This window comes from Candidatus Nitrosacidococcus sp. I8, assembly GCF_945836005.1.
In the GTDB taxonomy this organism is placed as follows: Bacteria; Pseudomonadota; Gammaproteobacteria; order Nitrosococcales; family Nitrosococcaceae; genus Nitrosacidococcus.
Map to the genome: position 1 here is coordinate 1,741,828 of NZ_OX241534.1, position 20,621 is coordinate 1,762,448.

At 36.9% G+C, this 20,621-nt stretch carries 20 protein-coding genes and 1 tRNA gene; 5 read left to right on the forward strand and 16 right to left on the reverse strand.

All coding sequences use genetic code 11. The features are described 5' to 3' along the window. Window positions 1-110 precede the first annotated feature (110 nt). The 5 genes from rbp (at window position 111) to OOL07_RS08625 (ending at window position 6,686) form a co-directional block, all read left to right on the forward strand. On the forward strand, window positions 111-410 hold the full coding sequence (gene rbp / locus OOL07_RS08605; protein WP_264696158.1) for an RNA-binding regulator: 300 nt from the start codon (window positions 111-113) through the stop codon (window positions 408-410). A gap of 244 nt (window positions 411-654) precedes the next feature. Continuing rightward, entirely contained in the window at window positions 655-2,439 is a 1,785-nt protein-coding gene (locus OOL07_RS08610) for a peptide-binding protein (protein WP_264696377.1), read from the forward strand. A 3-nt stretch (window positions 2,440-2,442) separates the two neighbouring features. After that, entirely contained in the window at window positions 2,443-3,819 is a 1,377-nt protein-coding gene (locus OOL07_RS08615) for an ABC transporter permease (protein ID WP_264696159.1), read from the forward strand. 3 nt (window positions 3,820-3,822) lie between these two features. Then, window positions 3,823-4,989 (forward strand): ABC transporter permease, encoded by a 1,167-nt coding sequence (locus OOL07_RS08620; protein ID WP_264696160.1) that lies wholly within the window; start codon window positions 3,823-3,825, stop codon window positions 4,987-4,989. A 26-nt stretch (window positions 4,990-5,015) separates the two neighbouring features. Further along, on the forward strand, window positions 5,016-6,686 hold the full coding sequence (locus OOL07_RS08625) for an ABC transporter ATP-binding protein (RefSeq protein WP_264696161.1): 1,671 nt from the start codon (window positions 5,016-5,018) through the stop codon (window positions 6,684-6,686). A 20-nt stretch (window positions 6,687-6,706) separates the two neighbouring features. Here OOL07_RS08625 and OOL07_RS08630 read toward each other — a convergent pair. The 16 genes from OOL07_RS08630 to glnE all read right to left on the reverse strand — a co-directional run bounded on the left by OOL07_RS08630 (window position 6,707) and on the right by glnE (window position 20,527). After that, window positions 6,707-6,782, reverse strand: a tRNA-Lys gene (locus OOL07_RS08630). Between the two features lie 63 nt (window positions 6,783-6,845). Further along, window positions 6,846-7,520, reverse strand: a complete 675-nt coding sequence (gene queC, locus OOL07_RS08635) for a 7-cyano-7-deazaguanine synthase QueC (RefSeq protein ID WP_264696378.1) — start codon at window positions 7,518-7,520, stop codon at window positions 6,846-6,848. Next, entirely contained in the window at window positions 7,517-8,158 is a 642-nt protein-coding gene (queE, locus tag OOL07_RS08640; RefSeq protein ID WP_264696162.1) for a 7-carboxy-7-deazaguanine synthase QueE, read from the reverse strand. The genes queC and queE overlap by 4 nt, the downstream gene beginning before the upstream one ends. Window positions 8,159-8,175: 17 nt before the next feature. Next, on the reverse strand, window positions 8,176-8,946 hold the full coding sequence (ybgF, locus tag OOL07_RS08645; protein WP_264696163.1) for a tol-pal system protein YbgF: 771 nt from the start codon (window positions 8,944-8,946) through the stop codon (window positions 8,176-8,178). Window positions 8,947-8,958: 12 nt separating this feature from the next. Beyond that, window positions 8,959-9,528, reverse strand: coding sequence for an OmpA family protein (locus OOL07_RS08650; RefSeq protein WP_264696165.1), 570 nt, complete (start codon window positions 9,526-9,528; stop codon window positions 8,959-8,961). A 32-nt stretch (window positions 9,529-9,560) separates the two neighbouring features. Further along, the gene (tolB, locus tag OOL07_RS08655; protein ID WP_264696167.1) at window positions 9,561-10,850 is read right to left on the reverse strand and encodes a Tol-Pal system beta propeller repeat protein TolB; all 1,290 of its coding nucleotides are present in this window, start codon (window positions 10,848-10,850) and stop codon (window positions 9,561-9,563) included. Window positions 10,851-10,852: 2 nt separating this feature from the next. Continuing rightward, on the reverse strand, window positions 10,853-11,935 hold the full coding sequence (gene tolA / locus OOL07_RS08660; RefSeq protein WP_264696168.1) for a cell envelope integrity protein TolA: 1,083 nt from the start codon (window positions 11,933-11,935) through the stop codon (window positions 10,853-10,855). Between the two features lie 155 nt (window positions 11,936-12,090). Further along, window positions 12,091-12,522: a protein TolR gene (gene tolR, locus OOL07_RS08665; protein ID WP_264696170.1), complete on the reverse strand. Its 432-nt coding sequence runs from the start codon at window positions 12,520-12,522 to the stop codon at window positions 12,091-12,093. A 24-nt stretch (window positions 12,523-12,546) separates the two neighbouring features. Beyond that, on the reverse strand, window positions 12,547-13,224 hold the full coding sequence (tolQ, locus tag OOL07_RS08670) for a protein TolQ (protein ID WP_264696172.1): 678 nt from the start codon (window positions 13,222-13,224) through the stop codon (window positions 12,547-12,549). Between the two features lie 29 nt (window positions 13,225-13,253). Next, window positions 13,254-13,652 (reverse strand): tol-pal system-associated acyl-CoA thioesterase, encoded by a 399-nt coding sequence (gene ybgC / locus OOL07_RS08675; protein WP_264696173.1) that lies wholly within the window; start codon window positions 13,650-13,652, stop codon window positions 13,254-13,256. A 22-nt stretch (window positions 13,653-13,674) separates the two neighbouring features. Beyond that, on the reverse strand, window positions 13,675-14,658 hold the full coding sequence (gene ruvB / locus OOL07_RS08680) for a Holliday junction branch migration DNA helicase RuvB (protein ID WP_413774133.1): 984 nt from the start codon (window positions 14,656-14,658) through the stop codon (window positions 13,675-13,677). Window positions 14,659-14,671: 13 nt separating this feature from the next. Next, on the reverse strand, window positions 14,672-15,268 hold the full coding sequence (gene ruvA / locus OOL07_RS08685; RefSeq protein ID WP_264696175.1) for a Holliday junction branch migration protein RuvA: 597 nt from the start codon (window positions 15,266-15,268) through the stop codon (window positions 14,672-14,674). Then, window positions 15,265-15,798, reverse strand: coding sequence for a crossover junction endodeoxyribonuclease RuvC (gene ruvC / locus OOL07_RS08690; protein ID WP_264696176.1), 534 nt, complete (start codon window positions 15,796-15,798; stop codon window positions 15,265-15,267). Before ruvC ends, ruvA begins: the two co-directional genes overlap by 4 nt. 44 nt (window positions 15,799-15,842) lie before the next feature. Beyond that, complete coding sequence (locus OOL07_RS08695) at window positions 15,843-16,586, reverse strand: YebC/PmpR family DNA-binding transcriptional regulator (RefSeq protein WP_264696177.1); 744 nt, start codon at window positions 16,584-16,586, stop codon at window positions 15,843-15,845. A 60-nt stretch (window positions 16,587-16,646) separates the two neighbouring features. After that, entirely contained in the window at window positions 16,647-17,579 is a 933-nt protein-coding gene (locus OOL07_RS08700) for a branched-chain amino acid transaminase (protein ID WP_264696178.1), read from the reverse strand. Between the two features lie 50 nt (window positions 17,580-17,629). Continuing rightward, window positions 17,630-20,527 (reverse strand): bifunctional [glutamate--ammonia ligase]-adenylyl-L-tyrosine phosphorylase/[glutamate--ammonia-ligase] adenylyltransferase, encoded by a 2,898-nt coding sequence (gene glnE, locus OOL07_RS08705; protein WP_319804051.1) that lies wholly within the window; start codon window positions 20,525-20,527, stop codon window positions 17,630-17,632. Between the last annotated feature and the right edge of the window lie 94 nt (window positions 20,528-20,621).

The following is a 20,621-nucleotide window of genomic DNA, read 5'->3' on the forward strand; positions in this document are numbered from 1 at the left end:
AATATATCTAGTTAATGCTGGATCAATCAAATCTTAATAGAGATGCCATGAGTTAAGATTATGATGTTATTTGTCGCATGGCATATTTTTAATATCAGGAATGTATAATAGTGAATATTTATGTTGGTAATCTACCTTATCAAGTAACAGATGAGGATTTAAGAATTGCTTTCCAAGCTTACGGAGAAGTATCTTCAGCTACGGTGATCATGGATAAATTTTCAAACCGTTCCAAAGGATTTGGATTTGTTGAGATGGCAAAAAAAGAGGATGGAGAATCTGCAATTAAAGAATTAAACAATACAGATCTTAAAGGACGGCAAATCATTGTCAATGAGGCTCGCCCTAAAACTGACGCTCCCCGGCGTAATACTGGTAGAAGTTTTGGAGATCGTAGAGAAAGACATTAGTTATTTATAAAAATAAAATTTATATCCCTTTCATACCGCCTATTGAGCTTTACAATAGGCGGTTTTTTATTAAAATAAATAATAGGTATAATCTATACCTAATTATTAATTAAATAATTATCCTCACCGAATACTTTACAGACCTATCATTACTCTTAGAGTTTTTATGGTACTTCGATTTCCCCTAAAAAATTCCCTAATATTTTTGTTCTTTAGCTTGGTTATCACCCTTATCCTGCTTACCATGTATATGGTAGATCGGCAATGGCTTAAATTAGCTGAAATGAGCCGAACTCTATCAGAGCAAGCACATGATGTACGTATTTTACGACAACAGCTAGCTCATATTGATAAGAATCAGCTGGAAACTACGCTTGTTAAAGAAGATAAAAATAAGTCTATCCCCAGTACTTTTAGCCGATCTTTCTATTCTACTGATCAGCTAGATTATAGTACTGGAGATTGGTTAGTACAGGCGTTTAGTGCAGGGTTAAAAACCCTTACCCCTCTGATTTCTACTGACGCATATGCAGCAGAGATACAAAGCTATATTTTAGATTCTCTTCTTAATCGAAATCCAGAAACTCTAGAATGGGAAGGAATGCTTGCTCAAAATTGGGAAGTAAGCGATGATGGTCTTACATTTCGATTCTTTTTAAGAAAAGGGTTAACTTTTTCAGATGGACAGCCTTTAACTGCAAAAGATATAGCCTTTTCTTTTAACTTTATTATGAATCCTGTAATTGCAGCACCTAGAGAACGAGCTTATTACGATAAATTGGAAAGCGTGACTGCACTAAATAAAGATACAGTTGAATTTAAGTTTAAGGAGCCCTACTTTAATAGCCTCGCTTTAGCAGGTGGATTACCCGTTTTAGCAAAACATTTTTACGAGCCTTACTTAGAGCGGCCGGAAAAATTTAATCAATCTAAAGGATTACTTTTAGGTTCTGGTCCTTATCGATTAAAAGATCCTCAAAGCTGGCGACCCGATCAAGGGCTAGTGGAATTAGAGAGAAATTCTCGTTATTGGGGACCTGTTCAGCCTCCAGTCGATAAACTACTTTGGAAAATCATTGCCAATGATAGTGCCCGTTTAACCACTTTTCGCAATGGGGATATTGATGTCTATGGAGCACGTCCTTATGAGTATAAAAAATTATTAACTGATAAAACTCTAAAAAATCATAGCCAGTATTTTGAATATAGAAACCCCACAGCAGGCTATAATTATATCGCTTGGAACGAAGAAAAACAGGGAAAATCCACATTTTTTGCCGATAAGCTGGTACGACAGGCAATGACTCTCCTAACCGATCAAGAACGAATTATTGATCAGATTATGGCAGGTTATGCTGATCCTGCAGTAAGCCCATTTAATCTAAATAGCCCACAGCATGATCCAGCCTTAACACCACAAGCCTTTAATCTTGCTAAAGCAAAGGAATTACTAGCACAAGCTGGATATGTGGATCAGGATGGCGATGGAGTCATAGAAGATAGTAGTGGTCGTCCTTTTAAATTTAAGCTGGTTTTTTTTCAAGATATGGATGATACCAGGCGCATGGTATTACTCCTGAAAGATATCTACGCTCGTGCTGGCATACTGTTAAATCCAGAACCTACAGAGTGGCCGATCATGTTGGATAAAATTAAGAATAGAGATTTTGATGCCATTACCTTAGGCTGGACGGGTGGGATTGAAACCGATATTTACCCCATGTTTCATAGTAGTCAAATTGTTTCTGGAGGAGATAACTATATTTCCTATCGTAATCCCAAATTAGATTCTTTAATTGAGAAAGCACGATCAACAGTGGATGAATCTGTTCGTATGTCCTTATGGCAAGCTTGCGAGCATATCCTTTATGAAGATCAACCTTATACCTTTCTTGTTCGTGGGAAGTCTTTGGTTTTTGTTGATAAAAGGATTAAAAATTTAAATATTACTGGGCTTGGTTTAAATTTAGGTATGACTCCGATTGAATGGTATATTCCTAAAGCTGAACAAAAGTATACGCTACACTAGCCTATGCTAGCTTATATCATTCGTCGCTTGCTGCTTATGATTCCTACCTTACTTGGCATTACGATCGTTGTGTTTATTGTAATGGCAGCAGCACCGGGTGGTATTAGTACTCAAAGTCTAATCGGTACCCAAAATTTAGAGCCTAAGGCAAAAAAAGCATTAGAAGATTATTATAATAAACTCTATGGATTGGATTCCCCCCCTACTGTTCAGTATCTTCGCTGGTTAAACAATATCTCTCCTATAGGATTTAGCTTAGATTCAGAAAATCAGTTTCGTAATTTTTCTCTTTGGAAAAGACCAAATTTAGGTACTAGCTTTCGCTACGGGAGACCTGTGTTAGATATTATTAAAGAGCGAGTCCCTATTACTTTGTTACTCAATACCCTTTCTCTGCCCCTGGTGTATATTTTTGCAATCACAATTGGTGTACATGCGGCAACTGAGCGAGGTAAAGCATTCGATATAGGATCAAATACTATCATGCTGGGATTATGGTCAGTACCTACAATGCTTGCTGGAGTATTATTAATCGGCTTTCTTGCGAGTAATCAATATTGGCACTGGTTTCCTACAGCAGGATTAAGCACTCGTAAAGCATTAGATATGCCTTTTTTACCCCACTGGCATTCTATCCAAGATGGGTTGTTATTCTTAACTATTTTTACTGTAAGTATCGTAGTAAGTATTTGGATCGCCCTATATCATTCAATATTACTCCGATCTGCTATTTTAATTGGATTAGGCGTGAGTATTGGTATTTGGATGACAGCTCAGCTGCCTACGTTTTCTTTTAGAGTAGGTATTTTTCTAGGGACATTATTTGCATCTATCCTAGGTGGATTAGGTTATTTAAATCATATGATGCTACGGGTAAGCATAATGAGCATTTTTGGAGTAGTAGGAGGGATAGTTTTAGCCAATTATTGGGTAGGAGATTTTACCCGTGGATTTCTAGCTGATCGTATTTGGCATCTTATTTTACCTATTTTATGTTTAACTTATGGGAGCTTTGCTTTTCTTTCTCGTTTAACACGAACTGCAGTTTTAGAAAATCTAATGACAGATTATGCTAGAACTGCTAGAGCTAAGGGATTATCTGATGATGCAGTTTTATGGCAGCATGTATTTCCCAATAGCCTTTTACCACTCATTACAGTTTCTAGTTCTTTACTACCAAGCCTATTAGTCGGATCAGTGATTATAGAATCTATTTTTTCTATTGAAGGAATGGGAAAACTAGCAGTGGAGGCGGTACAAGCTAGAGACCGAGAATTAGTACTTTCAATTACCTTAATTAGCGGATTACTTACTTTAGTGAGCTACTTAATCTCTGATCTTTGCTACGCAATCGTTGATCCTCGAGTAAGCTATGATTAGAAAATGGCTACATCAAACGCTAAAAATTTGATTTCTTCCCAAAACCAAGCAAGTATTGCCGATCAAGTTTTTTCCCAATGGGGTGCTCGTTTAGGGTTGTTGTGGATTGGATTATTAGGTTTTTTCGCAATCTTTGCTCCGTTTTTGGCAAATAGCCATCCCTTACTTCTAAGCCAGAAAGAACAAATCAGTAGTCCTTTACTGTATTACTTTACACCTACTGATACTGTACTCATTGCACTATTTATTGTAGGTTTTATATTAATAATTGCAAAGTCCTCACTGCGAACTTGGCTATGGGTCTTAAGTGTTACCTGCGTTTTAGCAGGAGTACTGAGCTCATGGCTACTTCACTCGCCCGCCCTAACTATTTATGAGCAATACCGAGAGCAAGAATCTATAGGAAACTATGAGTGGGTTGTTCATACCCCTATCCCCTATTCCCCTAAAGATTACCAGCGAGATAAAAGTGAATTAGGATTGCAACCGCCTAATAAAAATCACTGGCTAGGTACTGAAGAAAATAGTGCTGATGTGCTATCTCGTATGATTTATGCTTCTCGAGTGTCTTTAGGTATTGGTTTTGTTGCCACAAGTATTGCAATGGTGCTTGGCATAGCGATTGGTGGACTCATGGGGTATTTTTCTGGAATAGTAGATATGATAGGTATGCGTTTGATAGAAATTTTTGAAGCGGTGCCAACCTTGTTTCTATTACTTACCTTTGTTGCCTTTTTTGAACGTAGCCTATATATGCTTATGGTGATTATTGGTATTACTAGTTGGCCCGGTTATGCTCGCTATGTACGAGCTGAGTTTCTACGCTTACGGCAACAGGACTTTGTTCAAGCAGCAATTGCTTGTGGTCTTCCTTTACGCTCTATTTTATTTCGCCACATGTTGCCAAATGGGATCGGGCCTATTTTAGTATCTGCAAGTTTTGGAATTGCCTCCGCGATTTTAGCCGAAGCAGTATTAAGTTTTTTAGGGTTAGGATTAGTGGATGATCCCTCTTGGGGGCAAATGCTTAATCAGGCAGTAAAATCTTCTATGTTTAATTGGTGGATGGCAGTTTTTCCAGGGGGGGCAATTTTTCTTACGGTATTTTCCTATAATTTAATTGGCGAGTCCTTACGTGATGCCCTTGATCCCTATCTAAAAAAATCATAATAATACCTTCATTTCTATAATTTATTGTGCTACTCCAAGTTAATAATTTAAAAACCTATTTTTATGGAAAAAGTAATGCAGTTAAAGCAGTAGATGGTGTAAGTTTTACCCTTAATAAGGGAGAAACTTTTTGTCTTGTGGGCGAATCAGGTAGTGGAAAATCTATTACTGCCTTATCTATTATTCAGCTTTTACCTAAGCAGATTAGTACGCACCCTGAAGGGTCAATTTTATTTAACTGGCAGCAAAGCGGTAATCACTACCGACAGGTAGATTTACTAGCGTTATCTGAATTAGAAAAGCAGCACATTCGCGGCACTCGAATTGCTATGATCTTTCAAGAGCCTATGACTTGCCTTAATCCAGTGTTTACGGTTGGTGAGCAAATTATAGAGACTCTACGATTACACTTCCCTAACTTAAATAAAGCAGAAGCTCAAGAAAGGGCAATTAATGCGCTAGATCAGGTACGTATTCCAAACCCTAAGTTACGTATAAATGAATATCCTCATAGACTTTCCGGAGGACAACGTCAGCGGGTAATGATAGCTATGGCTATAGTATGCGAGCCCGACTTACTTATTGCCGATGAGCCTACAACTGCTTTAGATGTTACCGTTCAGGCAGAAATTCTTACATTAATGCAAGAATTACAAGCTGAAAAGCAAATGGGGATTTTATTTATTACCCATGACTTTGGAGTGGTTTCTCAAATGGCACATAAGGTAAGTGTCATGAAACAAGGAAAAATTGTTGAATCAGGCAATGTAAAAGAAGTACTCAATAATCCTCAACACCCCTATACTCGTCAATTACTTGCTGCACTACCAGAAAATCTACCTATAATAAAAAATCATATACCTCAAAAAAGCACTATTTCCTCGGATATAGCGCAACCTCTATTAAAAGTGGAGAACCTACAAGTGCATTTTCCAATCCGTAAAGGCATATTTAGACAGATAGTTGGGCACATCCATGCCGTAAATAATGTCAATCTTACTATATCTATGGGTCAAATTTTAGGATTAGTTGGAGAATCTGGCTGTGGAAAAACTACCTTAGGGCGTGCGATTCTTCGCCTTGTAGAGCCTACAAGTGGGAAAATTTACTACAATGAATCTGACATTACTACCTTGAGTCACAGGGAGTTTAGATTCTATCGAAAAGAATTGCAAATTATTTTTCAAGACCCTTTATCTTCTTTAAATCCTCGCCTTTCTATTGCAGCTACCCTAACTGAGCCTATGGCAGTACATAAAATTGGTAGCTCTTCTCAAGAACGCTTGGATCAAGCAGAAGATTTGTTAAAGCAAGTCCACTTAAGTAGCGATTATTTATGGCGTTATCCTCATGAGCTCTCTGGAGGGCAATGTCAGCGTATCTGTATTGCTCGTGCCTTAGCACTATCACCTAAATTTATTGTATGCGATGAAATTACTAGTGCTTTAGATGTATCTGTGCAGGCTGGAATACTAGAATTATTATTAGAACTACAAACAAGTAGAAGTTTAACCCTACTCTTCATCAGCCATAATATTAGCGTAGTGAAATATATTAGCGATGAATTTGCAGTTATGAAAGATGGAAATATTATTGAAAAAGGTCTTACACAGCAGATTTTTAATAATCCTAAACACCTGTATACTCAAAAATTACTTGAAGCAGTGCCTAAAATAAATAAAAAATTGTTACACTAGGCGATAAATTCTGTTTAGGATGGTGGGCCGTGAAGGATTTGAACCTTCGACACACGGATTAAAAGCCCGGTGCTCTACCAACTGAGCTAACGGCCCACAGAAATATAAAAGTACAATTTTACCTTAATTATTTAAAATCTCAAGCTATTAAGATAAATTTTAATAGTAAACTGTGGGATCTTTAATTCCAGCTTTTAAAAACCCTTTCTTACGAAGAGTACAAGCATCGCATATACCACAAGCACGTCGCTCATTATCTACTTGATAACAAGAGATGGTATAGGAATAATCAAGTCCAAGTGCAATTCCTTGTTTAATAATTTCCTCTTTAGAGAGATTCATTAAAGGAGCTTGAATCCTAATCTTCTTTCCTTCAATTCCTATTTTAGTTGCAAGATTAGCTAACTGCTCAAAAGTATTGATAAACTCTGGTCGGCAATCAGGATATCCAGAGTAATCTATTGAATTTACCCCAATAAAAATATCTTGTGCCCCCAATATTTCAGCCCATCCTAGAGCAAAGGCAAGAAAAATGGTGTTTCGCGCCGGCACATAGGTAGCAGGAATTTGTCCTTTAGAAGCTCTAGGAATTGGAATAGTAGAATCAATAAGAGCAGATCCTCCCATATTGCCTAAATCAATATTAATAATCTTATGATCAGCTACTTTAAGGTATTGAGCTATTTCTTGTGCAGCTTTAAGCTCAACCTTATTTTTTTGGCCGTAATTAAAACTGATAGCATAGCAGGAATACCCTTGAGCACGAGCAGCTGCAAGCACAGTAGATGAATCTAATCCACCCGATAGTAGAATGACTGCTTTAGTCATATTTATCTTCCAGGGATATCCCCCCAGAGATACTTATGTAGTTGAATTTGCATTCTTACCTGTAATCCATCTTCTAAAATCCACCCTGCTAAATGGGTAGGATTTAGTTGATTATAACTAGGAGAAAAAAGTATTTCATATTTTGAATCTAAACAGTACTTACGCAGAATAGATTTTGCCCAAATATAATCATTTCTACTGCAAAGCACGAATTTTATTTGATCATGAGTAAGTAAATAATCAATATTATGATATAAATTACGGGATTCTTCTCCAGACTCCGGAGTTTTTAGATCCATAATCTTAGTTACTCTAGTATCTACCTTTGAAATATCTAAGGCACCACTAGTTTCTAAAGAAGTTTTATATCCTGAATCACAAAGCTGAGTTAAAAGTGTTAAACAAGAGGATTGCGCTAGTGGTTCACCACCAGTGACTGTCACATAAAGTGTATTAAATTCGGCAACTTTATGAATAATTTCTGATAAATTCCACCAATTGCCTCCTTGGAAAGCATAGCTAGTATCGCAATAGTGGCATCGCAGAGGGCAGCCTGTTAATCGAATAAATACAGTAGGAATTCCTACTGTGCTAGCTTCTCCTTGTAGAGAATAGAAAATTTCAGTAATTTTAAGTCGATTCACAAAATACTATAGAAAAATTACTGTACCTTTTTAAGATATTCATCAGCAAGCTGGCGTGCCGTTGAGTTTGGGTACTCAGAAATTATTTTTTCAAATTTATCTTTTGCTTGATTCTTTTGAGATAATTCATAGTAGGAAATTCCCTGTTTTAAAATAGCATTAGGTACTTTTAAACTCTCCAGGTTATCATTGATAAATGTTTGGAATGTACTAATTGATTCCTGAAAGTTTTGATTCATATAATAGGCTTCTCCAAGCCAATACTGTGCATCTGCCGATTTATTGCTTTCAGGATATTGTTTAGAAAATTTAGTAAATGCTGTAATTGCCTCTGTATAATGACCCTCTTGTAATACTCCTAGTGCATGTTGATATGCCTGATCGCTCAAGTCAGAATCGCTTGTAAAATTACTATTCTTAAAATTATTTTCTTCAGTGCTCTCATCTAAAGATTGATTACCTTCTAAAGTATTTAGCGACTCTATTCTTCGATCTAAATCAACATATAGTTCTCTTTGTTTGTTTTTTAAATTTTCAATCTCATATTGTAAATTTTCATTTTCTCCTTGAAGTTGGCGCACCTCCGATTCCAACTGATTTAACTGCGTGAGTAGTTTGGACAATCCCTGTCCTTGTATAATATTCTCCAAATGCTGTACGCGCTGTGCTAAATTTGCATTAGCTCCAGCCTCTATTACTTCAATACCACTGACTACAATAGGTAATTGAAATAAACAGATACCTCCTATAATGAACCATATATTTTTTATAAAATAGGATGGATTCACTATAGTTTCTTTCTATGGGTTAGTAGGATAAACAATTTCAACTCGGCGATTAAGCTTCCAAGCACTAATATTATGACCCTCTACTGCTGGATGTTCTTCTCCATAGCTGACCACTTTAACTTGATCTGCAGTAGCACCCATTAGGAGTATTAAGCTTTTTACTGTATCGGCTCTACGCTCTCCTAATGCTAAATTATATTCTCGAGCACCTTGCTCATCCGTATGACCTTCTAAAGTCGCTACAGTACCTGGATGCTTTGCTAAGTAATTACCATGGGCTTCAATAGCGACTCGATCATCTTCTTCAATTTCGCTACTATCAAATTTAAAATAAAATACGCGGGTTGCTAAAATACTGCTAGGATCAGTGAGCTCATCTCCTTCATACGTTGTACCATCAGATATACCTGAGGCTGTAGCACCAGCACCTGATAAATCTTTAGTAGAATCCGAAGAATCTGATAAATTTTCAGTGGCAATTGCAGCAGCCTCATCCTTTTTGATCCCACTATCGTTTGCACATCCAGCAAGCCATAGAGCTGATATAAAAAGCACTGGAGTAAAGAAATGTATTCTTTTCATTGTAGTAATTCCTTAAACAATTTAAATTAAATTTAATGAGACCATGCAGGCTCCCGAACCTCATCACCGCGCTGTACTAAGCGCTGTTGAATCTTTCCATCACTAGAAACTGCAGCAAGTGCTCCACCTTTTTCGCCTACAGTCGCATAAATAATCATCTTACCGTTAGGAGAAAAACTAGGAGATTCATCCATTTTAGTTTGTGTTAAAGTTTGTAACTTTTTACTTTCTAGATCTAATACAGCAATATGGAATGTTCCTGTATTTGCTTTATGAGTCACCGCAATATGTTGCCCATCCGGTGCAAAAGAAGCAGAAGTATTATATATCCCTTCATAAGTTAGGCGTTTCACTTCTCCGCCTGAAATTGGAATCTGATATAGTTGCGGCTGCCCGCCCCGATCAGATGTAAATATAATCGTCTGCCCATTTGGAGACCAAGTAGGTTCAGTATCTATTGCTCCATTTTTAGTAAGCCTAGTAAATGTTTTTGTAATAAAATTATAAAGATAAATTTCTGGATTTCCATCTTTAGATAGCACTAAAGCTAAATTATTACCATCTGGAGACCAAGCAGGTGCACTATTAATACCAGGAAAAGCAGCAATGGATTGACGATCGCCAGTGCGTAGCTCTTGGATAAAAATTTCTGACTGTTTACGCTCAAAAGAAACATAAGCAATTCTACTACCATCCGGAGACCAATCAGGAGATAAAATAGGCTCCTTAGAGCGCAACACTGTACGTGGGTTTTGCCCATCCATATCGGAGATTTGCAACGTATATTCTTTTGCCCCTTGATTATTTGAGACTGCAACAAAGGCAATATGGGTAGTAAAAATTCCTTTTTCTCCAGTCAGGGTTTCATAAATTACATCTGAGATTTGATGGGCTAAATTTCGTAAATCTTCTGTCAGAATATGATAGCGCCGTCCTATTAATTGTTCTCCTTTATATACATCAAATAATTGAAAACTTACATCATATTGATCTCTGCTTGTATTAGTAACGGTTCCAATCACTAATCCCTCCGATCCTAATCTTCGCCAATCATAGAATTGAATTTCTGAGGCATCATGAGGTTGAGCAATTAATTCTCTATTCTCTAAAGGAGAGAAGCGTCCACTTAAAGCCAAGTCATTTCTAATAATTTCAGATACATTCTCTGGAGGTATACTTCCATCAGTTTTAAAAGGAACAATGGCAATAGGTAATGCTGCTTGAGTTCCGCCAGTAATTTCAATGGTAAGTACGGCAAATACTTTTGATGAACAAATGAGAAAAAAGATAATCCAAAGAGATTTTTTTATGTTATTAATCATTATTAACAATTAGGGCAAAATTTAAAATTAAAACTTTTAAGCTGTTTTGCTGCTTCTTTATTTGCAGGAATAGGTAGAGGAGAGGCACGATAAACAGCAGCTTGTGCTGATCGATCAAACACCGGATCACCACTACTTTCAATTACCGTAACATTACTTACATCCCCGCTAGGAAGGAGATCGACTCGCAATACAGTCACCATATCATTTTGCACTCCGGGTGGGCGAACCCAATAGCGTTGAACCCGCATTTGTAGTTGGGGAATAAATCGCTCGATAGCCTCTCTGACTTGGGATTCATTTTTTCTCTCAGAATCTATTCGATCCTGTAGATCTCTTTGTTTTCGCTCTGATTCAGCCTTTTGTTTGGCCTCTTCTTGAGCTTTCTTTTTAGCAAGCTCTGCCTGTCTTTGCTCTTCTTCTGCTTTTTTACGAGTTACCTCTTCGGCTTCTTTCTGCTTTTGCTCCGCTGCCTCTTTGGCTTTACGTTCAGCCTCTGCCTTTTGTTTTTTAGCCTCTTCTTGAGCTTTCTGTTTCGCAAGCTCTGCCTGCTTTTGCTCTTCTTCTGCTTTTTTACGAGCTACTTCTTCGGCTTCTTTCTGCTTTTGCTCCGCTGCCTCTTTGGCTTTACGTTCAGACTCTGCCTTTTGTTTTTTAGTCTCTTCTTGAGCTTTCTGTTTCGCAAGCTCTGCCTGCTTTTGCTCTTCTTCTGCTTTTTTACGAGCTACTTCTTCGGCTTCTTTCTGCTTTTGCTCCGCTGCCTCTTTGGCTTTACGTTCAGACTCTGCCTTTTGTTTTTTAGCCTCTTCTTGAGCTTTCTGTTTCGCAAGCTCTGCCTGCTTTTGCTCTTCTTCTGCTTTTTTACGAGCTACTTCTTCGGCTTCTTTCTGCTTTTGCTCCGCTGCCTCTTTGGCTTTACGTTCAGCCTCTGCCTTTTGCTTGAGCTCTTCTTGAGCTTTCTTTTTTTGCCTGAGGAGAGATAGCTGCTCCGATGCTATATCTTTTTGTTTAATACTTTGAGGAATTTCTTTTTGCTCAGGAAAAATTAGATCTTTACTAATGACTGTAGCTTCTATGACAGACATAGAGGATATATTTCTGGGTTTGGAATGGTGAGGCCATTTTAGCTTTATTGCAAGCATTCCAATTAAGAGCCCATGTATCAATAAAGATAGTAAAAAAAAAGGTTGTTTTGTATCCAAACTCTCTCTAAAAAAGCTGAGAGCTGATGACATTTTCATCATAAAGGTGATTCAGTGACTAAACCAACATGAGTTGCTCCTGCCTGTTGTAGTAGTGCCATTAATTTTACTACTTTCCCATAAGAAACTCGGCGATCTCCACCTACGAAAACTGGGGTATTTGGCTGACGATTTAATACTATGGAGATTTTATTGAAGAGATTAGCACTGGTAATAGGCTGTTCTTTTTTATTTCCAATATCAATATAGTACTGACCTTGGGCATCAATATTGACAAGCACAGGATCGAGATTATCCGGGGTTTCCACTACTTCAGCTTCTGCTTGAGGTAATTCGACTTTTACCCCTTGTGTAAGCATAGGAGCAGTGATCATAAAAATCACTAACAGTACTAGCATAACGTCAATATAGGGCACAATATTGATTTCAGACATCAGCCGTCTTTTTCGCTCAAATCGTGTGGAGTACATATCTATATTATTACAAGGTAAGTATTAAGGTTTATACATTTGTCGTTGAAAAATAGAAAAAAGCTCCTCTGAAAAAGTATTATAACGGCTAATTAAACGATCGATCTCATTAGTATATCGATTATAAGCAATTGTGGCAGGAATCGCTGCAAATAACCCCATTGCAGTAGCAACCAAAGCCTCTGCAATTCCGGGGGCAACCATAGCTAAAGTAGCTTGATGCATATTACCTAGCCCACGAAACGCACTCATAATCCCCCATACCGTACCAAATAGTCCAATATAAGGACTAATAGATCCTGCAGTTGCTAAAAAAGGTAAAGAATCCTCTAAAATATCAATTTCTCGAATGAGAGAAATTCGCATTGCTCGCTGTATTCCTTCCAGTGCTGCGTTCTTCTCTATATTTTCTTCTTTATAAAGGCGTGTAAATTCTTTAAATCCTGAAAAAAATATTCCTTCAATCCCAATAAGTGGAGGCTCATGGGTAGATAATTGAGTGTATAAATTATTCAATGTCTGGCCTGACCAAAAATAATCTTCAAAACTATCTGCAGTACTCTTTGCTAACTGAAGCTCATTTCTTTTACGAAAAATAAGAGTCCAAGAAATAACTGAAATAATAAGTAAGATAAGCATGACTAGTTGAACTAATAAACTAGCCTCTAGAATTAAGTCAAAGACAGAAAGATGATTAGCCATTTAATTATGATAATTACTTATTTACAAAACTAAAATAAAGCAGAAACTACTTTTTTTGGCATAGGACAAGGACGAAAAGTATGTGCATTAAGACAAGCTACTTTAACTGTTGCATGACAGAGATTGTTATCATGATCCCGTTGTACTTTTTGCTCAAAATATAGGCTAGCACCGCCATATTTTAAAAGGCGAGTATACACTTTTAGGCAATCATTAAAGCGTCCAGGATGTAAATACTCTAACTGTATGGTACGTGCTACAAATATTACGCTATATTCATGATTTAATACATCTAAATCAAACCCTCGATCTCGAAGCCACTCAGTACGCCCCCGTTCCATAAATTTAAGATAATTTGCATGATATACTACCCCTCCGCTATCCGTATCTTCATAATAAACACGAATATTCAATATAGATTCGTTCATCTATTAAAATAGTTCTAAAAACCTATCCTATTGGACTTAACCCAAAATGGAGATAAGCACTCGAAGTTGCAACACGCCCTCTAGGGGTACGCATTAGAAACCCTTGTTGAATTAAAAATGGTTCTACCACATCCTCTAGTAATCCTCGATCTTCACCAAGAGCGGTAGCTAAATTATCCACTCCTACTGGACCACCATGGAATTTTTCAATCATGATAAGTAATAATTTACGATCTATAGTATTAAGACCGTGGGTATCTACGTCTAACAAATCCAAAGCCTCTTGTACTACTTGTTGGCTCATTTGACCATTACTCTTAATATCGGCATAGTCTCGTACTCTTTTTAGTAAACGATTTGCAATTCTAGGTGTTCCTCGTGCACGATTACCTATCTCTAAAGCACCATTTTTATCTAAACTAATACTGAGTATCCGTGCAGCACGTTCAATAATTAACACTAAATCTTCAAGGGCATAAAATTCTAAATGTTGAATTATGCCAAACCTATCTCGAAGCGGGGAGGTCAGCAATCCAGCCCTTGTTGTTGCACCAACTAAAGTAAAAGGAACTAAATCTAATTTGATCGATCGAGCTGCTGGACCTTCGCCAATCATAATATCAATTTGACCATCTTCCATGGCTGGATAAAGTACTTCTTCTACTACAGAATTTAATCGATGAATTTCATCAATAAAAAGTACATCTCTAGGATCCAAATTAGTTAATAATGCCGCTAGATCTCCAGGTCGCTCTAATACAGGACCAGAAGTTTGCCTTAAATTAACACCAAGCTCATGAGCGATAATATGGGAAAGAGTAGTTTTACCTAGTCCTGGTGGTCCAAAAATAAGTACATGATCTAAAGCTTCCCCTCGTGTACGGGCCGCAGAGATAAAAATATCCATTTGTCGTCGCACTTTAGGTTGCCCGATATAGTCGGCTAGTCGTGTAGGGCGTATCGTATCAATAGAGCTTTCATTATCTACCCTCTTAGACGAAAGGATACTCTGGTTTGAGCTATGATTTTCCAATAATTTGTAATGCCTGGCGAATAATTTCTGAGGTAGTTAGATCTGCAGTATTAATTTGGCGAATAATCTCAAAAGATTCTTTTGGTTTATACCCTAAACTAATTAGGGCCTGTATCGAATCATTTATCACTTGGTTTAAATTATCTTGTGTACCATAAATTAACTCACCTTCTTCTTCTGAATTACTCAATTTATCTTTCATTTCTAAAATAAGCCGCTCAGCTGTTTTCTTACCGATACCAGGTAATTTAATAAGGCGGGTAATATCTTTTTTGTAAATACATTGAATAAAGGTAGCTACATCTATGCTAGATAAAATAGCAAGAGCAAGTTTGGCACCGACACTATTTACTTTGATTAAATGCCGGAATAGAGAGAGCTCTTTTTGATTAATAAACCCATAAAGTAAATAAGCATTCTCTCTAACTACAAGATGGGTATGGAGGGTAATTTCTGATCCGGTATCTGGGAGAGAAGTAAACGTGGATACAGGCACTTCTACTTCGTAACCTACCCCATGAACATCTAATAATAAAAAAGGAATTTTTCTTTCTAATAAAATACCCTGTAAGCGACCAATCATCGATAATAACGCCCTTTACCCCGTTTTTTTATTTTTTGGCTATAATCAATTTCAGAAAATATAAGTGCTGTATGGCTATGACAAAATGCACAAGCAAGTGCATCTGCTTCATCTGCTGTAGGTGCTAGAGTAAGTTTAAGTAGTAATCGGATCATGTATTGCACTTGAGATTTAGTAGCATGACCATGACCTACGACTGCTTGCTTAATTTGGGTAGGTGAATATTCAAAAATAGGCAATAATTTATTTGTTGCTGCACAGATAGCTGCACCTCTAGCTTGTCCTAACTTTAGGGCAGAGTCAGGATTTTTATACATAAAAACTTGCTCTATAGCTACCTCATGTGGGCAATACTCCTCAATAATAAAACTTATTTCACGGAAAATAGTGCCTAGTCGTTCAGTAAAGGAACTACTTATACTGGTCTTGATATTCCCTACTTTAATATAATTTATTTTATTATCTATAATTTCTATGAGTCCATAACCAGTAATACGAGATCCTGGATCAATACCAAGAATTCTAGTCATGAATCCTAAGTAAAATAATTCTATTTCAAAGTTAAGGCTAAATATTAAGCTGAAGTGAGTACTTCTTGCGGAAAATTTGCATTACTATGTACTTGTTGTACATCATCTAAATCTTCTAATGCTTCAATCAATGCCATCATTTTTTCTGCATCTTCTAGCTCTAAATTAACGGTTGTAGAAGCATACTGAATAATTTCTGCTTGCTCTGGCTTTAGTCCAGCCATCTCAAGCTCATTTTTTACAATTTCCCACTTTTCTGGTTGAGTAAAAACATCGATAGAGCCATCCTCGTTTATAACTACATCTTCAGCACCTACTTCAATGGCTATATCCATAATTTTATTTTCATCACAACCAGCTAAATAACTCACTATTCCTTTTTTCTCAAATAAATAAGCAACTGAACCTTCTGTGCCTAAATTTCCACCTCTCTTGCTAAACACGTGGCGCACTTCACCGACAGTACGGTTTCTATTATCAGTCATACAATCTACCATGATGGCTACTCCGCAAGGACCATAGCCTTCATAACGTATCTCTTCGTAAGATATGCCCTCCATATCCCCTGTACCCCGTTGGATAGCCCGCTCTACCTTATCTTTTGGCATATTAGCTGCAAAAGCTTTATCTATAGCAGCACGTAACCTAGGGTTGCTCGCCGGATCTCCCCCTTCCATTCGAGCAGCTACAGTAATTTCTCGAATTAATTTGGTAAAAATTTTTCCTCGTTTCACATCCTGAGCACCTTTACGGTGTTGAATATTTGCCCACTTACTATGTCCAGCCATATTACAATCTTATTTTTATCTGTTCTCTATATCTATTAACTAAATAAATAATTTGAATTTCTAACTATCGATTATAGGTGTAAGCCATTCTGAATGGAAATCTCTTCGACCATAAACTTGATCAAAGTATAAAGTTTGTAATCGTTGGGTGATAGGTCCTCTAGAACCTAACCCAATAGATCTACCATCTAACTCCCTAATAGGGGTAATTTCTGCTGCAGTTCCAGTAAAGAATGCTTCATCAGCTACATAAACTTCATCTCGAGTAATCCGCTTTTCTCGAATAGAAATACCTAATTCTTGAGCTAGATGAAAAACTGTGTCTCGAGTAATACCATCTAATGCAGAAGTTAAATCAGGGGTATAAATGATATTGTCACGAATGATAAATATATTTTCACCACTACCTTCAGCCACGTATCCATCCGTATCTAATAGTAGTGCTTCATCACAACCTACTGAAAGAGCTTCTTGCAAGGCAAGCATGGAGTTTAAATAATTTCCATTAGCTTTAGCCTTACACATCATACTATTTACATAGTGACGAGCATAAGAGGAAGTTTTTACCTTAATTCCTTTTTCCATATTCTCAGCTCCTAAATAGGAGCCCCAAGACCATGCAGCAATCACTACATGAACTTTCAAGTTATCAGCTCGCAATCCCATGCCTTCAGAACCATAAAAGCACATAGGACGGATATAAGCTGTATCTAGATGATTTTTCTCTACTACTAAGCATTGGGCTTTATTAAGAGTTTCTTTATCGTAAGGGATAGGTATATTTAAAATATGTGCAGAACGAAATAGACGATCCGTATGGTCTTTTAAACGAAATATTGCAGTTCCTAACTGGGTTTGATAAGCACGTACTCCTTCAAAAACCCCCATACCATAGTGTAAAGTATGGGTGAGTACATGAACCTTAGCCTCTCGCCAAGGTACTAGATTACCATCTAACCAGATGACACCATCTCTGTCATCCATAGTATTCATTAATTTATTCTCCCTTTAATTATTTACCATTTATTCTACTCTAGAAATACCTACGCTGTGAGTAACTTGACCCACAATGCTTGAATCTCACTACGCTCTCTGTCAAAGTATTTACATTCAATTAACTCATCTTGTTCTTGAAGGCTAAGACGGTTCGCTGCTGCACGGTAAGCACGATAAGAGTCTGTAAGTTTCTGACTGTCTTCTAAAGAAATTAATCCTATTTGAGCAAGTTCTTCAATGATACGGATATTATCTGGATATTTAAGCAAACTTGGGTGTTTATGAGACCAAGCAAGTACCCCATATTGTGCAATAAACTCTATATCAGCAATCCCTCCTCTACCTTGCTTTAGATCAAATAGATCTGGTTGACTCCGATCTAACTCGCTATGCATTTTGCTACGCATGCTACATATCTCAGTTTGTAATTCTTTTGGATTCCGCTGACGTGAAAGAATGTTATTTCGTAGTGTTGCAAAGCTAGTAGCAAGCTGTTTATCTCCAGCAATAAATCGTGCTCGAACTAAAGCTTGATGTTCCCAAATCCATGCTTGATTGTATTGATAATCTTTATAAAATTCAAAACTATTTACTAAGAGTCCAGAAGTACCCCCAGGCCGAAGACGCATATCAATATCATATAACTTCCCCAAGGGAGTTAAAGTTTGTAGTATCTGGATGAGGTGCTGGCCTAAACGACTATAAAAAACAGTAGGATGTATTGTTTTCTGCTCTCTATTTATTGATTCATCAGTAAATACATCATAGAGAAAAACTAAATCTAGATCAGAGCCATATCCAAGCTCATAGCCTCCTAATTTTCCATAACCAACTACAATAAAGCCACAGTGTTCCACTGTGCCACTCTTAGCAATATTACAAGGATACCCATATTGATTTATTAAATACTGCCAGCTTAGTTCTAAGGATTTTTTTATAATAACTTCAGCAAGATAAGTCAAATAATCTCCAATCCGCATAAGTGGTAAAGCCCCAGTAATATCAGCTACTGCTGCTCTTAGAGTTTCCCGATGACGAAAATGACGCAGCACATCCATTTTTTGATCTAAATCGCTTGGGGTAGTGGATAGTAATTGCTCTAGATTTTCAGTCAGCTGATGAAATTTAGGAACCTGATAGAGAGTATTTGGGTTTAATAATTCAGCTAATAACACAGGGTAGTGCGTAAGTTGGCGGGCAATAAATGGACTAGCTATGCATAAATTAGCCAGTTGGGATATAACCTTAGGGTATTTTAACAATAGATCAAAATATATGGGTTGTTTTGCAATAGCCTCTAATAAAATCACTAACCGTTGTAGACCCTGTTCTGGTTTTTCAATATGATTGATTATCTCTAATAAGAGAGGAATTAATTGTTTTAATTGTATTTGTCTTCTCTTACTAAGTGCTCGAATTGCCCAAGATTGTTCTAGTTGCTCTAACATTTCTACTATTTTTTTAGGATATGAATAATCTACTGGATTATTTAAGACGATACCTATAGATTCATTGGTATAGTGTGTAGATTGATCTTGCTTTAATAGTTCCTTCTTATCTGGATGGGTTTTATAATGTATATAGCTAGATGTGGTAAATAATTCCTCAAAATATTTTTGAATCTTATTCCGGTGGTGATTAAGTTCAATTGAAAAACTTTCCCAATCTTCATACCCCATCGCAAAACTTAAACGTATTTGATTCTCTAAAGTAGCAGGAAGTGTGTGGGTTTGTTCATCTCGGTAGGCTTGAATACAGTTTTCAACTTGGCGTAAAAATATATAGGCAGCTCGTAATTCATTACCTATATAACTAGGAAGATAGTTTTTTTTAATCAAGTAATTCAGGATAGAAAAAATATTTTGTTCCTGTAGATTAGGATCTTCTCCTCCATAAATTAGCTGGAAGGACTGAACAATAAATTCAATCTCACGGATTCCACCCAACCCTAGCTTAATATTAGATTCATCTTTTTTTTGCTGCAATTCTTTGTTAATTAAGGATTTCATATCCTTTAAAGAGAGAATTATATTGGATTCTAGGTATTGGTGATAAGTAAATTTATGTAAAATCTTTATTAGATGATCTTTTGCATATTGTTCGCCTACCACCGCTCTCATCTTCACCATAGCATAACGTTCCCAATCCCGACCCTGATATTGATAGTAGTTTTCTATTGCATCGAAGCTAGATACTAAAGGACCTGAGTCCCCATCAGGTCGTAAGCGAGTATCTACTCGAAATACAAATCCTTCAGGTGTTAAATAAGAAAGAACACGAATTAAAGATCGGGCTAATCGAGTGAAATATTCCTCATTACTTATATTCTTTTTTTCACCTTGTGTTTCCCCTTCTTCGGGATAAACAAAAATAAGATCAATATCTGAGGATAGATTTAACTCCCCTCCTCCTAGTTTACCCATAGCCAGTACTATCATCTTTTGAGAGTTATTAGAGAAACCACCATAGGGAATACCTACCTGCTGAGTTTGCCAATAATGTAAGTAGGTTAAAGCACTGTTTAAACAGGCTTCAGCAAGTTTTGAGAGATCAATGAATATTTCTTCAATTTCTGCCCAATGGGTAAGATCGCGCCAAATAATCCGTACCATTTCTCGGCGACGAAAATGCCGTAATATAGCCATTAATTCTGATTCATGGCTACCATCTGATAACAGTTGTTCTAACATATTGGGATATGTATTTACTTCATAAGATCGGAATAGATCCCCACTATCTTGTAAATCAGATAACAGGCTAGGTTGATGAGCACAGCTCATTGCTACGTAATCACTAATTGCCCATACAAAGCAAAGAGTTTTTTCAATACGCTTATCAAAATCTAAACTTGTACTACCCAAGGTTCGTTGGAAACAAGAAAGATGATATTGAACCCTCCCTTGAAGAGCAGAGGGTAATTTATCAATGTATTTTCGCCAAACTATCATATTTCGCTATAGAAAATTTAGACTTTCTTTATAAATTAAGGTGGTAGGATAAAGTATTAAGAGGAATTTATATCTCTATTAAGGAGCATTC

Excerpts from the sequence above, each read along its gene's own strand:
- ybgC (WP_264696173.1), bottom strand. The coding sequence starts at position 13,652 with ATGAACGAATCTATATTGAATATTCGTGTTTATTATGAAGATACGGAT.
- tolR (WP_264696170.1), bottom strand. The coding sequence starts at position 12,522 with ATGTACTCCACACGATTTGAGCGAAAAAGACGGCTGATGTCTGAAATC.
- OOL07_RS08610 (WP_264696377.1), top strand. The coding sequence starts at position 655 with ATGTATATGGTAGATCGGCAATGGCTTAAATTAGCTGAAATGAGCCGA.
- OOL07_RS08700 (WP_264696178.1), bottom strand. The coding sequence starts at position 17,579 with ATGAATACTATGGATGACAGAGATGGTGTCATCTGGTTAGATGGTAAT.
- tolQ (WP_264696172.1), bottom strand. The coding sequence starts at position 13,224 with ATGGCTAATCATCTTTCTGTCTTTGACTTAATTCTAGAGGCTAGTTTA.
- OOL07_RS08615 (WP_264696159.1), top strand. The coding sequence starts at position 2,443 with ATGCTAGCTTATATCATTCGTCGCTTGCTGCTTATGATTCCTACCTTA.
- tolA (WP_264696168.1), bottom strand. The coding sequence starts at position 11,935 with ATGTCTGTCATAGAAGCTACAGTCATTAGTAAAGATCTAATTTTTCCT.
- OOL07_RS08650 (WP_264696165.1), bottom strand. The coding sequence starts at position 9,528 with ATGAAAAGAATACATTTCTTTACTCCAGTGCTTTTTATATCAGCTCTA.
- OOL07_RS08620 (WP_264696160.1), top strand. The coding sequence starts at position 3,823 with ATGGCTACATCAAACGCTAAAAATTTGATTTCTTCCCAAAACCAAGCA.
- ruvA (WP_264696175.1), bottom strand. The coding sequence starts at position 15,268 with ATGATTGGTCGCTTACAGGGTATTTTATTAGAAAGAAAAATTCCTTTT.
- tolB (WP_264696167.1), bottom strand. The coding sequence starts at position 10,850 with ATGATTAATAACATAAAAAAATCTCTTTGGATTATCTTTTTTCTCATT.
- ruvC (WP_264696176.1), bottom strand. The coding sequence starts at position 15,798 with ATGACTAGAATTCTTGGTATTGATCCAGGATCTCGTATTACTGGTTAT.
- OOL07_RS08695 (WP_264696177.1), bottom strand. The coding sequence starts at position 16,586 with ATGGCTGGACATAGTAAGTGGGCAAATATTCAACACCGTAAAGGTGCT.